The 16,670-nt window shown below is 47.6% G+C and carries 14 protein-coding genes; 8 read left to right on the top strand and 6 right to left on the bottom strand.

The features are described from left to right. The first annotated feature begins 60 nt into the window (after positions 1 to 60). From recG to VR7878_RS11530, 5 genes are all read left to right on the top strand, one after another. Positions 61 to 2,139 (top strand): ATP-dependent DNA helicase RecG, encoded by a 2,079-nt coding sequence (recG, locus tag VR7878_RS11550; RefSeq protein WP_077336415.1) that lies wholly within the window; start codon positions 61 to 63, stop codon positions 2,137 to 2,139. 423 nt (positions 2,140 to 2,562) lie between these two features. Beyond that, entirely contained in the window at positions 2,563 to 3,039 is a 477-nt protein-coding gene (locus tag VR7878_RS11545; protein ID WP_159440459.1) for a MarR family winged helix-turn-helix transcriptional regulator, read from the top strand. Beyond that, entirely contained in the window at positions 3,036 to 4,484 is a 1,449-nt protein-coding gene (locus VR7878_RS11540) for an efflux transporter outer membrane subunit (protein ID WP_077336245.1), read from the top strand. The genes VR7878_RS11545 and VR7878_RS11540 overlap by 4 nt, the downstream gene beginning before the upstream one ends. 21 nt (positions 4,485 to 4,505) lie before the next feature. Then, entirely contained in the window at positions 4,506 to 5,696 is a 1,191-nt protein-coding gene (locus tag VR7878_RS11535; protein WP_077336414.1) for an HlyD family secretion protein, read from the top strand. 12 nt (positions 5,697 to 5,708) lie between these two features. Beyond that, positions 5,709 to 7,208: a DHA2 family efflux MFS transporter permease subunit gene (locus tag VR7878_RS11530; protein ID WP_077336244.1), complete on the top strand. Its 1,500-nt coding sequence runs from the start codon at positions 5,709 to 5,711 to the stop codon at positions 7,206 to 7,208. 24 nt (positions 7,209 to 7,232) lie between these two features. Here VR7878_RS11530 and envZ read toward each other — a convergent pair whose 3' ends face one another. Continuing rightward, a complete protein-coding gene (envZ, locus tag VR7878_RS11525) occupies positions 7,233 to 8,552 on the bottom strand; it encodes a two-component system sensor histidine kinase EnvZ (RefSeq protein WP_077336243.1) in 1,320 nt (439 codons plus the stop codon). A gap of 72 nt (positions 8,553 to 8,624) precedes the next feature. Beyond that, on the bottom strand, positions 8,625 to 9,344 hold the full coding sequence (ompR, locus tag VR7878_RS11520; protein ID WP_077336242.1) for an osmolarity response regulator transcription factor OmpR: 720 nt from the start codon (positions 9,342 to 9,344) through the stop codon (positions 8,625 to 8,627). A 223-nt stretch (positions 9,345 to 9,567) separates the two neighbouring features. Here ompR and VR7878_RS11515 point away from each other — a divergent pair, with 223 nt between their 5' ends. Beyond that, positions 9,568 to 10,914, top strand: coding sequence for an aminotransferase-like domain-containing protein (locus VR7878_RS11515; RefSeq protein ID WP_077336241.1), 1,347 nt, complete (start codon positions 9,568 to 9,570; stop codon positions 10,912 to 10,914). Positions 10,915 to 11,269: 355 nt separating this feature from the next. After that, complete coding sequence (locus VR7878_RS11510; RefSeq protein ID WP_077336240.1) at positions 11,270 to 12,919, top strand: RICIN domain-containing protein; 1,650 nt, start codon at positions 11,270 to 11,272, stop codon at positions 12,917 to 12,919. Positions 12,920 to 13,056: 137 nt separating this feature from the next. Here the strand turns inward: VR7878_RS11510 and VR7878_RS11505 are convergent, their stop codons facing one another. From VR7878_RS11505 to VR7878_RS11490, 4 genes are all read right to left on the bottom strand, one after another. Next, positions 13,057 to 13,761, bottom strand: coding sequence for a DUF1481 domain-containing protein (locus VR7878_RS11505; protein ID WP_077336239.1), 705 nt, complete (start codon positions 13,759 to 13,761; stop codon positions 13,057 to 13,059). Positions 13,762 to 13,809: 48 nt separating this feature from the next. After that, the gene (hupA, locus tag VR7878_RS11500; RefSeq protein WP_038178786.1) at positions 13,810 to 14,082 is read right to left on the bottom strand and encodes a nucleoid-associated protein HU-alpha; all 273 of its coding nucleotides are present in this window, start codon (positions 14,080 to 14,082) and stop codon (positions 13,810 to 13,812) included. A gap of 237 nt (positions 14,083 to 14,319) precedes the next feature. After that, a complete protein-coding gene (locus VR7878_RS11495) occupies positions 14,320 to 14,910 on the bottom strand; it encodes a uracil-DNA glycosylase family protein (RefSeq protein ID WP_077336238.1) in 591 nt (196 codons plus the stop codon). After that, positions 14,910 to 15,827 carry a D-2-hydroxyacid dehydrogenase gene (locus VR7878_RS11490; RefSeq protein WP_077336237.1) on the bottom strand — a complete coding sequence of 306 codons (918 nt, stop codon included), beginning with the start codon at positions 15,825 to 15,827 and terminating at the stop codon, positions 14,910 to 14,912. The genes VR7878_RS11495 and VR7878_RS11490 overlap by 1 nt, the downstream gene beginning before the upstream one ends. Positions 15,828 to 16,052: 225 nt before the next feature. Between VR7878_RS11490 and VR7878_RS11485 the strand changes: the two genes are divergently transcribed. Further along, complete coding sequence (locus VR7878_RS11485; RefSeq protein ID WP_077336236.1) at positions 16,053 to 16,640, top strand: YjaG family protein; 588 nt, start codon at positions 16,053 to 16,055, stop codon at positions 16,638 to 16,640. Positions 16,641 to 16,670 lie beyond the last annotated feature (30 nt).

Below are 16,670 nucleotides of genomic sequence, written 5' to 3'. Positions count from 1 at the left end.
ACAAAAAAACAGTTCGATGGTTGAATATTTGCTAACTCAATGCATTATAAACAACCGCTCATGTCGCAATTGCTTTCAGCTATTCCGTTAACATCACTGTCAGGCGTCGGAGCCAAAGTCGCTGAAAAACTCAGCCGGATCGGTTTGAATTCCGTACAAGATCTGCTGTTTCACCTTCCCCTCCGTTACGAAGACAGAACACGTGTTTATCCCATTGCTCAACTCCATCCGGGATTATGGTGTGCCACTCAGGGCGAAGTCATGCACACAAGTACGGTTTTCGGACGCAAAAAAATGCTGACGGTCAAAATTAGCGACGGACACGGTTCGCTGACACTCCGATTCTTTAATTTCACAGCAGCAATGAAAAATAATTTCTCCGAGGGGAAATTTGTTCATGCATACGGGGAAATTAAACGTGGCAATAGCGGCCTTGAGATCATTCACCCGGAATATAAGTTTTATACCCCACAGCAACCGGTTGATGCAGAAGCCAGCCTGACTCCGGTTTACCCGACAACAGACGGACTGAGGCAACTGACACTCCGTCAATTAACCGAGCAGGCGCTGGCGCTCCTTGATAAAGCCGCGGTGCAAGAACTGTTACCCGAAGGGCTGTATCATCATCAAATCTCTTTATCACAAGCACTGCATACCATTCACCGACCTGCGGCAGATATTGAGCTTGAGTTATTTGATCAGGGGCGCCACCCAGCACAGCTACGCCTGATTATAGAAGAGCTGCTCGCACAAAACTTATCGATGCTGGCAGTCCGGCATCGTGGTCAACAAGACTTGGCATTAGCGCTGCCGCCTGCCGACCAATACAAACAGCAGCTTTTGTCTCAACTTCCTTTCCGGCCGACGGGAGCACAAGAACGTGTGGTTCGTGAAATTGAATCCGATTTGGAGAAGCATCATCCGATGATGCGTTTAGTACAGGGCGATGTCGGCTCAGGGAAAACGCTGGTCGCAGCAATGGCCGCACTACGAGCCATTGAGCATGGCTATCAGGTTGCCCTGATGGCACCCACGGAGCTGTTGGCGGAACAACATACACTCAACTTCAACAACTGGTTTGCCAGTATGGGATTACGCGTCGGCTGGCTGGCCGGAAAACTAAAAGGCAAAGCCAAAGAACAAGCGTTGGCTGACATTGCATCCGGTGCGATTCACATGGTCGTCGGCACTCATGCATTGTTTCAGGAACAGGTCGCATTTCATCATCTTGCGTTGATCATTATTGATGAACAGCACCGCTTTGGTGTTCATCAACGTCTGGAACTGCGGGAAAAAGGCGTAAAAAATGGGTGTTTCCCTCACCAGCTGATTATGACTGCGACCCCGATTCCACGCACACTGGCAATGACAGCTTATGCCGATCTGGAAACATCCATCATTGATGAACTGCCGCCGGGTCGCACACCGATTCAAACGGTAGCCATCCCGGATACCAAGCGAGATGATGTCATTGAACGGGTACGTCATGCTTGCCTGACCGAAGGCAAACAAGCTTATTGGGTTTGTACCCTCATTGACGAGTCTGAAATTCTTGAAGCGCAGGCGGCAGAAGAAGTCAGCCAGTTGCTTCAGCAACAGCTACCCGGCGTTCGGATCGGTTTGGTACACGGACGGATGAAATCGGCAGAAAAACAACAAGTCATGCAAGATTTTAAAGAGAATCAGATCCATCTGCTTGTCGCGACCACCGTCATTGAAGTTGGGGTGGACGTCCCCAACGCAAGTCTGATGATCATCGAAAATCCGGAACGACTCGGGTTGGCTCAGCTCCACCAGCTGAGAGGGCGTGTCGGCCGAGGCTCTGTCGCAAGTCACTGCGTGTTGCTTTATCATCCCCCACTGTCGAAAACCGCACAGAAACGCTTGGGCGTTATGCGCGAGAGCAACGATGGTTTTATTATCGCTCAGCGAGATCTGGAAATCCGCGGCCCCGGTGAACTACTCGGCACCAAACAGACCGGACTGGCTGACTTTAAGATTGCGGATCTGGTGCGGGATCAACAACTCATTCCGGAAGTACAACGCATTGCACGACACATTCATGAACGTTACCCGGACAACGCGACAGCCATTATTGATCGCTGGCTTGGCGAACGGGATGTTTATGTAAAAGCCTAGGGGATTTGCTTAGGATAGCTAAGCGGCATGCCCCGCGCTGCGATCAATACCCGTTCAGATTGAACAAAATTTAACCACAAAAGGTCAACACCCCCTAACTCTCTTAATATCGATATCGGTCAGTTAACGATAATACTCAAATAACACCACATCTCCCCCGACTCACCAGTCAGTCATTTGTGCCATCCTCTTTATTTTCATCGGTTATTTCTTGTTGTGATTGATGCTGTCAAAGATTGAGTGAATGCCATTATATTTTCGGTTGACTTCGCTCAAAACGCATTCAATAATAGTTGCATAGTCAATTAATGATATGACAATAAATGATAAGGCAAGTAAATAATATCTGTCATTGAAATGATTGCACCCTATCAAAGTAGCGACATTGATAGACATAACATGGATACGGAGGACATCAGCATCATGACAGAAAAAACACCAGATCATATCTTTGAAAACCTCGGCTTTCTGTTAACGAAAGCGGTGCAAATCAAAGATCGTATCCTTGATGCTCACTTGATGCCCGAAGACATCACCTCAACCCAATGCAAAGTGCTGTTTAAAATCTACCACTTTGACTGTGACCGTCCGTCACTCATCGGTAAATCTTTAAATGTAGATAACAGTGCGATTACCCGGACACTTGATAGGTTGGAGAAAAAACAACTCATTCAACGTTTACCCGATCCCAATGATCGCCGTTCAATACGACTGGCTTTAACCCCCAAAGGTGTTGAAGTCGTAAAACGTGCCACACCACTAGCCATGAACTCTCTGGATGAACTGACCCAAGCCCTGAACAAAGCAGAATTCGACCAACTGCGTCACTGTCTGAAGAAAATTGTCCTGTCAAATACACCAGCCAATTGTAAAGATAAGTTTATCGAGGGAGCAGAATGAAACATTTAGTGAAGCGCTTTTCTATTGCCATCACCTTGAGCTTGTGTGGCTGTGCTGCGCCGAATAGCATTCAGCCGAAAAATCATCTTACAAATCAAGCGGTTTTAGCCCACAGTCATCAGTTAAATCATCCTCAACTATCGCCAGCCAAATGGCCGACTCAAACATGGTGGCAACGATTGGGTGATACACAATTGGATCACCTGATCCAAACGGCTTTAAATCACAGTCCGACGATGCAGTTAGCAGATGCGAATCTGGTCAATGCATCAGCCATGGTCATGGCTGCCAACGCGCATTTTGATCCGACCTTGTCTGCGACCGCAGGGGCAACACGCTCCAGACTTTCCCGTTCTGAAGATTCCACGCTGCAAGGCAATCGTTACGGCACACTGTACACCCTCGGGCTAACGGGAAACTATACATTCGATTTGTGGGGCGGCAACCGTGATATCTGGGAAGCCTCCGTCAATAACCAACGCGCAGCCGAAATCGATCATCAGGCAGCGAAAATTACACTTTCCAGCGCAATTGCCCAAACCTATATACAACTGTCCAATGCTTATGCACTACAAGATTTAGCGCGACAAGATCTTGAGCGAACCCAGCGTATTGTCGAGATTACCCAGCGCCTGCTGAAAAATGGTTTAACCTCAGAAGATCGCTTATACACCGCTCAAAGCAGTGCGGCAGCAGCAAGACAAATTGTGAAGCAACGGGCTTTGGTGATTCGCCAACTGAAAAATGCACTGGCAACATTGGTGGGACAAGGGCCGGATCTGGCGACAACGATTCAACGCCCTTCGATACAAATGAAAACTGCACTATCACTGCCACAGAACCTCCCGGCCAGCCTGCTGTCTCATCGTCCCGATATTGTCGCTGCCAAGTGGCGCGTTGAAGCGATGAGCAAAGAAATCGATGCGGCCAAAACACGTTTCTATCCGAATGTAAATTTAAGCTTCTGGGCTGGATTCAAAGCCATGCTCGGGGACGCCGTATTTGAGGATGTCAGCCGTTCATGGCGGGTGGGGCCGGCAATTTCCCTGCCCCTATTTACCAGAGATTTAAAAGCGAATCTGATTGAGAAAACGGCTGGCTACGATCGCGCGGTCGCCCAATACAATGACACATTGATCAAGGCGCTGGGCGAAGTGAGCGATAACATACTGATCATCAAATCACTCGAGTTACAGCTTAAAGATGCTCAGCAAAGTATGCGATTGGCTGACAAAAGCTACCATATTACAGAAAAACGCTATGAAGCAGGCATGGGGAGCCATCTTGAGGTGCTTCTGGCGGAGCAACAACTGATTCAGGCTGAATCATCATTTACTCAGCTAAAGAATCAGCAACAAGAACAGCAAGTTTACTTAATTCGTTCATTGGGAGGCGGCTTTCACAATACGTCTCCAAGCGATCATCTCACGACCACAGCAAATTAATCATGATGAAGGTTTATGAATATGCAAGATCATACAAATGAAACGGTTGATTCACCTCGCAAAGGGCAGCGCAAAAAAAGCTTAACGATTTTGCTGGTTATCATTTTGATTGCAGCCGTTGGGACGGGATTTTATTACACGCATTACGTGGTTGGTCATCAGGAAACCGAAGATGCTTATGTGAAAGGTAATCTGGTACAAATCACACCGGAGATTAGCGGTACAGTCACTCAGATAGCCGCTGAAGATGGTGACTATGTCAAACAGGGGCAGGTTTTAGTTAGCCTTGATGATGCCGATGCTCAGTTAGCATTTGAGAATGCAACGGCAAATCTCGCTCAGACCGTGCGCAAAGTTCGGGGCTTATTCAATAATGTCCAACAAGCTAACGCTGTTGTAGAAGAAAGAAAAATCGCCTTGAATAAGGCTAAAACAGACTTTGAACGACGTAAAAATATGGTCGCTGCCGGCGGACTGTCTCAGGAAGAACTCAGTCATGCGCAAGATATGATGAACTCCGCGGAAAAAGCCTTGGCCGTCGCAGAGCAACAACTCAAATCTCAACAAGCGATGATTCATAATACCACTGTAGAGACACATCCTTTGGTCAAGACCGCAATTGCGAAAGTCAAACAAACCTATCTGGAGAAACAACGGACTCAGTTGGTTGCTCCCGTTTCGGGCTATATTGCCCGGCGCAATGTACAGGTCGGACAACGGATCAATCAAAGCTCCATACTGATGGCTGTCGTTCCTTTAAAGAGTGTCTGGGTTGATGCCAATTTCAAAGAAACTCAGTTGACCGATATGCGTATCGGACAACCGGTTATCCTCACATCCGATTTGTACGGTGAAGATGTGGTATTTCACGGTACCGTCGAAAGTCTGGGGATCGGGACAGGCAGTGCCTTCTCGATTCTGCCGGCTCAGAATGCAACCGGAAACTGGATCAAAGTCGTACAACGCCTTCCCGTCCGCATCCAGTTAGATAAAGAAGATGTGCAAAAACACCCGCTCAGAATTGGTTTATCGATGAAAGTTGATGTGGATATCTCAGATACAAGTGGGCAGTTACTATCACAGAATACGCCTGAAACACCACGTTATCAGACCAACGTCTATAACCAAGCACTTGACGGTGTCGATCGACTAATCGACCAAATCATTACCGAAAATGATATTGCGACCAAACAATACACAGCGAATCAGTAAGCAGGTGACGAGATGAGTCAATCGCAGGAATTTCAGCCCGCCAATATGGCACTGTGTGTATTCGCAATCGCGCTGGGTGTCTTCATGCAAGTGCTCGATACCACGATTGCCAACGTATCACTGCCGACGATTGCCGGGAATATGGGTGTCAGTCTCAATCAGGGAACCTGGGTCATCACATCATTCACGGTCAGTAATGCGATCGGTTTGCCGATTACTGCCTGGTTGAGCCGTCGTATCGGTGAAGTTCATCTTTATGTCGGTGCTCTCATCGCTTTCAGTACGACATCATTTCTTTGTGGTATCTCCCAGACGATGGGAGAGCTGGTTGTATTCCGCACCCTGCAAGGACTTGCCGCTGCTCCACTGTTTCCGATGAGTCAGGTCTTACTGATGTCGGTGTTCCCGAAAGAAAAGCGCAGTATGGCTCTGGCACTCATCGGCATGGTTGCTGTGGTTGGTCCGATTGTCGGGCCGATTCTTGGTGGCTGGCTCACCTACGACTATAGCTGGCCTTGGATTTTCTTCATTAATATTCCCGTTGGAATATTCTCGGTCATTGTCATCCTCAGTCAATTGAAAGACCGCCCTCATCAACCGATGAAAACCAAACTGGACATCGTCGGTTTAGTCACCATGGCTTTAGGCGTTGGTGCCTTACAAATTGTGCTTGATAAAGGGAATGAGTTGGACTGGTTTGCCAATAACTGGATTGTCGGCGGGGTTATTTTTTCAGTCATCATGCTGAGCTTTATGGTGATTTGGGAGCTGACCGATGAAAATCCGATCATTAACTTGCGTCTATTTGCCAATCGCAATTTCTGTATCGGTACCATCATCCTGACCTTGGGCTTCGCCGGCTTTTTCAGTATCAACCTGATCTTGCCGCAATGGTTACAAAGTCAAATGGACTACACTGCGCTCTGGGCCGGGCTGGCTGCGGCACCGATGGGGATTATTCCACTCTTTATGACACCCATTTTAGGTCGCTTCGGCAGTCACCTCGATATGCGCAAACTTGCGTCGTTATCATTTGTCGTTATTGGCCTGAGTTGCTATGCACGTGCCCGATTTAATAGTGATGTGGACTTTGCCACCATTGCATCGGTCCAGCTATTCATGGGCATCGGTATTGCACTGTTTTTTATGCCAATGACCACGATTTTGCTCTCCGATCTCCATGGTCCGGAAATTGCGGACGCAACGTCACTCTCCACATTTATCCGGACGATTGGTGCCAGTTTTGCCTCATCGCTCACCAGTTGGATTTGGTCGAGAAATGCCGGTGTGCATCATTCAATCTTAGCCGAACAAATCTCGCCTTATAACCCACAAGTTGCACCGGCTTTGCATCATGGGGATACGTTGAGCTTGCTTGCGCAGTGGAACGGTATCATCACGTCTCAGTCATTTATGATGTCTACTATCGATCTCTTTTCCATCCTGACGATTCTGTTTGCGGTATTAGTGCCACTGATATTCTTGACCCGTAAAGCAGTAAAGACGCCATAACTGCTCATCTCAGTAGCCCAATCATCAGGCCTGCTTCAGCTTCCCGCTCACCGGGAAGCTGATCTGAACTTTGAGACCGCCATCCGAGCGGTTATTCATGGAAACAGACCCCTGATGTTGACTGACAATTCGTTTCACGATTGCAAGTCCCAGTCCGGAGCCTTCACTCCCCCGGGCTGAATCACCGCGAGTAAAGGGTTCAAAAACTTTTCCCATTTGCTCATTCATGATTCCGGGCCCGTTATCTTCAACACAGATCCAGACCAGCCGATTATCTGCCGTCATTCCTGAGCTGACTTTGATCCAGCCATGACCGTATCGGCTGGCGTTGACAATCAAGTTAGTCAGTGCTCGCTTAATCGCAATCGCATGACCGAATGCGGGTTTCAATGTCTTGGCTAATTCCGTTTCAACGGCAACCGTTCGCTCTCCGGAGCGGGCAACTTCCAGAATTAAATCGTTAATATTGACGGGCTGGAAAGTCTGGGCATTAACTGGCTTGAGGTAGTCCATGAACTGACTAATAATTTCGTTACACTCTTCGGTATCACTGATAATCCCTTCAGCCAGATAGCGATCTTCGGCAGACATCATCTCTGTCGCCAAACGAATACGCGTCAGTGGGGTACGTAAATCATGACTGATCCCGGCCATCAACAGTGCCCGGTCTTCCCCCAGCGCCTGAATCCCTTTCGCCATCTGATTAAATGCATGTGTCACCGAACGAATTTCGGAGGAACCTTTGATTTCAAGCGGTGGCGGAATATCGCCTTCCCCGACGGCTTTCGCTGCTTTTTCCAATGTGATCAAGGGGCGGTTTTGCCAACGAATGAATAACCAGCCACCAAATAGAATCAGACAAGCCATCATGAGGCTGTTCCAAAACAGTGGTAAGAAGTCGTCTTCCTGTAATTCCGATAGCGGAATCCGCAGCAAGACATCGGGTAATGCATCGATTTTCATCCACAATACATAACTCTTTTCCCCGAGACTCATCCGCACATCGGTCGGTGAATCAAGCTCCTTACTCATCTGTTCGCTCATCAGATCAATCGACGTCGCTTGCTGATAAACGGTGCCGGCCTGACTTTGTAACGGATGAATCGTCACCCCAAGCTTCTCCAGTACTTGCCGACGCATCAGAGCATTCAACGGAATGTCATGATACTCATCCATCGTGTCATCCAGCATCAAATGAATTTCATGACTTAAAATCTTATTAAACTGTTGCAGGCTCGGCAGCAACGCATAGTGAAAGACGGCGTAATAAGAGTAGAGCTGATTGGCAACCAGTAAGACGAGGAAAAGTAAAATGGTTTGGCTAAAAGCGCTGCGGGCACGCATCATGGGACTCCTGCATCATTGGGTAGTCCGAGTATCAGTAACTACCCAATGTAAAAGATAGTGATTGGCGGGTTAATTGAGTTGACCATCAGGCACAAACACATACCCTAACCCCCAAACGGTCTGAATATAACGGGGTTTGGCCGGATCCACTTCCAACATGCGACGCAAGCGAGAAATTTGCACATCGATTGAGCGTTCCATGGCGGAATACTCTCGTCCTCTTGCCATATTCATCAGTTTGTCTCGTGACATTGGCTCACGCGGGTTGGATACCAAAACTTTCAGAACCGCAAATTCGCCCGAAGTCAGTGGCATCACCTCATCTCCGCGAAACATCTCCCGAGTCCCGAGGTTGAGCCGGAACTCACCGAATTCAATTAGCGTTTCTTCAGCACTCGGTGCACCGGGTAATTCATTCACCTGACGACGTAAAACAGCTTTGATCCGAGCCAGCAATTCCCGAGGATTAAAAGGCTTAGGCAGATAATCGTCAGCACCCTGTTCAAGCCCGGTAATCCGATCCTCTTCATCGCCTTTAGCTGTCAACATCAGAATCGGTAACTGATTATTCGACTGACGTAAACGGTGACAAATGGATAGCCCATCTTCTCCGGGCAGCATCAGATCCAACACCATCAGATGAAAATTCTCACGAGCCAACAAACGATTCATTTGCTCACTATTGGCAACACTCCGAACATGATAACCCTGATCTGAAAGATAACGTTCCAGCAATGACCGGAGCCGGGCATCATCATCGACCACTAAAATCTTTTCATTTTCCTGCACGCATCACCTCAATCATCTGATACGAATTCTCTGAATTTAATGTATCACCATTTCTTAACGAAGAGCGAAAAGAATTGTTAATGATTATGTCTTATCACCCCACCAAGCCACACAACCCACACAACCCACACAACCCACACAACCCACACTCATGATTATTTCCATCCCTTACAGAGTTCAGTACACTAAGCGGCAGAAACCAAGCATAAGAAATAGGTACATTGTGAGTGAGGCCAAGTTTAAACAGATAGCCGAGACGATTATCTCCCGCATCACGTCAGGTTATTATCCACCGAATTCGAAACTCCCCCCTCACCGGGTCTTGGCTGACGAGCTCAATACCACACCGGTGACCGTGGCAAAAGCCTATCAGCGACTGGCGGAACAAAACCGGGTCGAATCTTTTGTCGGCCGGGGCACCTTTGTCTGCGGTGAATCAAAGCTCTCTCAAGTCATTCATGCTTCGGAAGATGATGCCACGGAATTCAATTTTTCGATTCTCCAACCCTGCTTAAGCCATAACATTGCTGCACTGCAAGATGCCTTTCAAAAAACGGCTCCCCGAATTACCCCACAATTAATCGGCTATGCCGAACATTCAGGCCACCAGCAGCATCGACAAGTGGGGGTCGAATGGGCGGCACGCTACGGTCTCGCCGGCGGAACTGTCGAGAATACACTGTTAACCGACGGTGCCCAGAATGCCCTCGCTCTGTTGCTCGAAGCTCTGACTAAACCGGGAGATACTATTGCAGTTGAGTCACTGACTTATCCGGGAATTCTTGCTATCGCCAGTCTGATGAGACGTGAAGTGATCGGGGTCGAAATGGATGAAAACGGTATGACCCCCGATAGTCTGCAACAGGTGCTGCAGACCGCCAGGCCCAAAGTGGTAATTGTCGTGCCCTCACACCAGAATCCCACCGGGGTTACGATGCCTGCGGCGCGGCGAGAAATCATTGCCCAACTGATTCGCGATTCGAACGTCTGGCTCATTGAAGATGATATTTATGGATTTCTCAACCCAGAACCGATTCCAGCCATTTGTAACTGGCTTCCGGAACAGGGTTTTCATGTCACGAGTTTATCAAAAGCCATCAGTCCTGCACTGCGGTGCGGGTTTATCAAAGCACCGGATGCACAAGTCGATACAATCAATGCCCATATCCGAGCGAATATTTGGCTTTCTTCACCATTGAATTATCAAGTTGCTGCCGAGTTAGTCTCATCGGGTACCGCTTTTGAGCTGGCTCAACGCCAACAGCGTCTCGCACAGCAGCGACAACAGATCGTTCAGGAGATCCTCCACCCAGCCCCCCCCCATCAATATGGCTACCATATCTGGCTGAAACTGCCGCAGCACTGGCAGCCCGAACGGTTTGTTCAGGAAGCCGCTAAGCAGCACCTTTTAGTCAGTAGCGGCAGCTATTTTGCAGTCCGGCAACCCACTGACCATATCCGCCTGTCGCTGATGTCAATCAACTCCGAAGCCCGTTTTCGCGAGGGGCTAACCCAGTTAAAAGCCTTGATGGATACATATACGACCAGCACACTCCCTTTTCAGGTTTGAGAGCTGTGAAGCGTTGCAATAGTTGATGACTGATCATCGATCTGGCTGTCCTCCAGCATCTCAATTTGTTTTAAAAAAAATAAAACATCATGTTATAAAAATAATTCTATAAAACATAAAGTCGCTATTTCCTACGTTAATTCACACCTTGAATCATTCGACTGATTTCTCTGCATTTTCGGCTACTTTTTAATCACCGTATCGATTACTTTTTAGGCACGATTCATTCATGCCCCAGACACTTATCATTGCGCCAATGGTGAGTCTCCTGCGGGCTCTCAACCAGAAGTATTCATCTCAATATGTTGTTTGATGGAGTGGTTTAACCGATATAAACACAGAGAAGGACTTCAGAATGATGCGACATAGCAAAACCATCAGTTCTCACCTTGCAGGGCTGCTTTTTACGGCCTTATTCCCCCTCGGATTACCTTCGTCAGCAACCGCAGCAACGCTCCCGAACGGCACCATTTCACCAATCATTGATGTGAACTCGGGCTTATGTTTAGGTGTTAAAGGTTCATCGAGCAGCTCCGGCGCTCAGTTACAGATTCAGAATTGTAGCGGATCTGACTACCAAAAATGGCAAGTCAGCCTTGATGCCTCAAACTGGGCCACCATCAAAAACATGGGCAGTGGTCAATGTATTGATGTCACCAATCAGTCAGCCGAGCCCGGAACTAACTTGCAACAGTGGGGTTGCAGTGGCGGTGAAAATCAAACTTGGAATATCAGCGCCCAAGGCAACGGTCAATATGCAATTATTTCGAAATATAGCGGGCTGGCCGTCGACGTCTATGGCGCACGGAAAGAGAATGGCTCACGAGTCGTTCAATACACGTGGACCGGGGCGGATAACCAGCGCTGGACATTCCCTTCATCATCTTCCGGTTCCACCAATACGAATACCACTAATACGCCGTTTGGGTTCGCTGCTGGTACAACGGGCGGTGCCGGTGGTCAGGTCGTGACGGTCTCGACACCAGACCAGCTTGAAAACGCGATTCGAGGCAACACGCCCAGAATTATCCGAGTCAATGGCATCATTGATTTTCGGGGAAACAGAACGACATCAGCCGGCTGTACCTATTCTGATAACAACTGTCGTTATAACGGTAAGCAAGAAAAAATTCTTGACCGTTTAGGTTACTGTGACGGTCGCCAGACCTATAACATTACCTACGATGCCGCAGGGCCAGAACCCATGCGTGTCGGATCGAATAAAACCATTATCGGGATCGGTGCCCGCTCCGGGATTAAGGGGAAAGGGTTTTATCTCCGGGATGGTGTCTCGAACATTATCATCCGTAACCTGTCGATCACGGATATTAATGATGGGCTCGTCTGGGGGGGTGATGCAATCACGGTCGATAACGCCAGTCGTATCTGGATCGACCATAACTATATTGCCCGTATCGGGCGTCAGATGTTGGTGACCGGATGGGGTACCGCCAAACAGATGACGGTTTCAAATAATTACTTCGACGGTACAACCGATTACGGACACTACTGTAATGCCAAACATTACTGGACGATGCTACTTATCGGTGAAAACCAGAGTATTACTCTGGCAAACAACCGCATCCGTAATTCATCAGGAAGAGCCCCAAAAATAGACAGCGGGATTGTACATATGGTGAATAATTATTTTGATGGCAACTATGGTGGCGGACTACAAGGCGTTGATGCCTATATGGTGATGGAAGGAAACTACTACACTCGCGGCAATAATTTTGCTCCGATTAGTTCAGTCAAATCAGGCACACTCTTCGCCCCGCTCAGTTCAACGCTCGGACAGGCGAATTCAAGCTGCTTCAATGTGCTCGGTCGTGCTTGTGTTGAAAACTACGATGAAAACGGACAACGCAACTTTGCCCTCAGCGGCAATGTCATGAATGCCGTTAACTCGAATGGTAGCTGGCGCTCAGGTCTCCGGGCAACAAAACCAGTCAGTACAGCAACCGTTCGTAGCTTCAACTTTGGCCCACAGGGTAATATCAACTAAGTGGTAATCTCAACTAAGTGATAGGGCTCAACTTCAACAGGCGGAGTCATCCGCCTGTTTGAGTGTATGAGGGGCTCAAAAAAGGAGATATTTGCCTTAACCTGTGCCATAACCATGTGCAAGAAATCAGCAAAAATCTAAGATTTTTCAAGCAGGTTCGGACGAGTGATACACTCATGTCCATCATCAGCAAGCATGAGTAACTCTTGAATGTAAACCCGACCATTTCTGATATTCCCCAGAAAGGCCATATAGTTATCCAGACTGGAAAGCCGCTGAATCACGAAACCAGGCAGCGTCTTATTAAACTCGACTTTCTCATATTCCTGTCCACGACAGGTTTCAAACGTCTCACCGTCCCAAACGCCCTGAATCAGCGTCTGATCTTGTTTGTCCTGTTTTTTGACCGTATCGACAATCGCCTCAGCTTGAGATTTATAATGCTCCAATGCTTCAGCGGTTAACGGGAAGACTTTATGATTGACCCGATACTGCTGATAAACCGCGTCACCATTTTTATCAAAACGGACATGCACCCGAAACGGCACCAATTCTTGTTTCCCTGCGGTACCAGAGATTTGTTCACCTTCACGAATCAGTTCTTTTAAAACACTATTTTCCCAACGGTAGCTGGTTTGATACCAACCATCATGACGAGACTGAATGTAGTCATCGGCAGCATAAGGGTGATTAGATTCTTCGGTATACCAGTACAAGCTCGTCGCATCTCCCATGCGCTCACCACCGGAATAGTTTTCTAGCGAGACAGACGTCGATTGTTGGGAAGAGGAACAGCCGAGCATCAGCCCGGAAAGGAGACAGGAAATAAAAAACTTTTTCATAAAAAAACTACGCCAAGAACACAAAACTGCCTTGGCGTAGAGTATAAATTAATTTACTGATTCTTTCAGTGCTTTTCCGGCAACGAATGCAGGAACGTTAGCTGCAGCGATTTGGATTTCAGCACCAGTTTTTGGATTACGTCCAGTGCGTGCAGCACGATGATTGACTTTAAATGTACCAAAACCAATTAGTTGAACTTGGTCACCTGATTTGAGTGCCTCTTCAACTGCACCTAGAGTCGCTTCTAGAGCAGACTTTGCTTGCGCCTTAGAGAGATCTGCTTTTTCTGCAATAAAGTCGATTAATTGGGTCTTGTTCATTCGGTTTCCCTTCTAATATGTTATCAAACCTCATCAACTCTAAAGCATAAAGCCCCCGTCTGGCAAAGGTTTGTCGATGTTCTTTTGCTTATTTGATGAAAATTTAGCTATAAACTGAGCAACAACTCACAATTTTCAGCGTTTGGTGATGATATTTCCCTGCTGAAATCAGCTAAACAAGCCCGAAAAATCAGGTCTGACAACTGTTTGTTCTCATATTTCAGTCGTAAAATTTGCTCATATTGCTAACAATTGATGAACCCGGTTTCTTATAAAAGGAACCACCTCACTTTCAAACCACGGGTGCTTTTTCAACCATAAGGTGTTCCTGGGTGAAGGATGTGGTAACGGGATCGCATCAGGACTCCATTGAGACCAGTTGCGAACCGTATCAGTCAGCGTTTTGGGTTTATTCGGCAAATAGTAGTTCTGAGCGTACTGACCAATCAATAATGTCAGCGCAATATTGGGCAACTCATCTAAAACCCGCTGATGCCACTGTGGGGCACATTCCTTCCGTGGTGGTAAATCACCGGAACGCCCTTTTCCCGGATAGCACAATCCCATCGGCATAATGGCGATTTGTCGTTCATTATAAAAAGTATCCCGATCAATATTCAGCCAGCTTCTGAGCCGATCACCACTTGGATCATTCCACGGGATCGATGTTTGATGAACCCGGATACCCGGTGCTTGTCCGACAATCAGAATTCGCGCCTCCCGATGCGCACGAATCACAGGGTTGGCTCCCAGCGGTAAATCCGGTTCACAAAGCCGACACTGCCTGATTTGCTGTAATATGATATCTAATCCGTCACCTTCACTCATCAGTAACCTTTATTAAAATCAATGAGATAATTTAAATCTTTCCCTTGCTCCCATAACCGCAAATTTTCGACAAAAATATCGGTGATCTGCTCAGGGAAACTGATTGCCGCAATATGCGGTGTCAGAGTAATCTGTGGATGAAACCAAAAAGGATGGGAGGAGCAAAGTGGCTCTGTGACAAAAACATCCAGAAATGCATGTTGTATTGCACCGGCCTCGATTGCGGTAATCAAATCATTTTCTTTCAGCGTATTACCACGCCCGACATTGAACAATAATGCCTGATGACAGTTTTTCAGCCGCTTAAGATCCAACAATGACTCAGTCGCAGGGGTATTCGGTAAAGTGCTGACCACGACATCAGCCACAGTCAATGCTTTTTCAATATCATGTACTGCATAGACATCATCAAACAGATTCGGTTCTGGTTGCTTGCCCGTTCGATTGACCCCGATGACACGCAACCCCATCTGACGGGCAGCCTGCGCAAGAAAGGAGGCAATATTACCGGTACCGAGAATCACCATCGTCTTTCCGGTCAACGATTCATACGGATGTGGCTGCCAAGATTGCTGCTGTTGCTGCTGTCGGTAGCAGTTAAAATGTCGGTAATGCGCAATCATATAGCCCAGTACATATTCAGCGATGGCCTGACCAAAAATCCCCTTTACATTCGTCAGCAGGTAGTCTTGCCGTCCGCCAGACTGAACGAGCGCATCAACACCTGCGAATGTTGACTGTAACCAGCGCAACGCGGGAAAGTCATTGATCACTTTGGCGGCCAGCGGTGGCGCAGCCAGTACAATGGTTGCGTCTTGTTTCTGTTGTGTTAGTCGTAAATCAGGTAGCTGTCGCTTTTCAATCAAAGTCCGGTATGTATCATCCTGCCCGGTGAGCAGATAAAGATAATGCGTCATACGCTCCACCTCTGCCTTGTGATGATTTCAGAGTGATTCATCATACATGATTGATCCAGCCCCGACTCTCAGAAATATTCTCAAAAAAGATGTATCACAACCGTCGTAATATGCAGATATCCCCATTGAGACAGGCATCGGCAAGGAACGTGGCCGGATGTCAGGCTAGCTTGAACATAGATTATCAAGTACACTGCCGAAGTCTTATTTCGGAGCCCGGTCAACATGCTACAAAACCCTGTTCAGCTACGTCTTCAGAAACTTATTCCCTGGCAACAAATTACCTTTATGGCTTGCCTGTGTGAACGCATGTATCCTAACTATGCCATGTTCTGCGAGCATACTGCGTTTACTTCTCATGCGACGTATCGTCAGATATTGGATACAGTATGGGAATCGCTCACAGTCAAAAGTGCCAAGATAGACTTCGAGCGTCAACTCGAAAAACTGGAAGAACTGATCCCATCTCAGGAAGCATTTGACGTTTATGCCGTTTATCCGGCAATCGATGCCTGCGAAGCACTGTCAACGCTCTTACATAGCCTGTTAGATAAAGACCAGCTCACAGAAGCACAGCAAGAGGTCAGTACCATTTCGGTCAATACGGTGGTGCAACTCGAAGAAGCGCAAACAGATTCGGTCATCACGAATGACAATCAAAAGGAAAACGAAGCGGTTTGTACTGAGTGGGATGTGCAGTGGGCCATTTTCAGAGCACTGAAAGAAGCCGAAGAGCGGGATATAGAACTGATAAAATCCCTCAGAGATGAGCTGAGAGAAGAACGGATATCAAATATCGGGGTAGGTCTGTAGCCCCCCCCCCATATTTGACTAGCTGAGAGG

Origin of the sequence: Vibrio ruber DSM 16370 (genome assembly GCF_900163965.1) — a bacterium.
In the GTDB taxonomy this organism is placed as follows: domain Bacteria; phylum Pseudomonadota; class Gammaproteobacteria; order Enterobacterales; family Vibrionaceae; genus Vibrio; species Vibrio ruber.
This window is presented reverse-complemented; position numbering and strand designations above follow the sequence as displayed.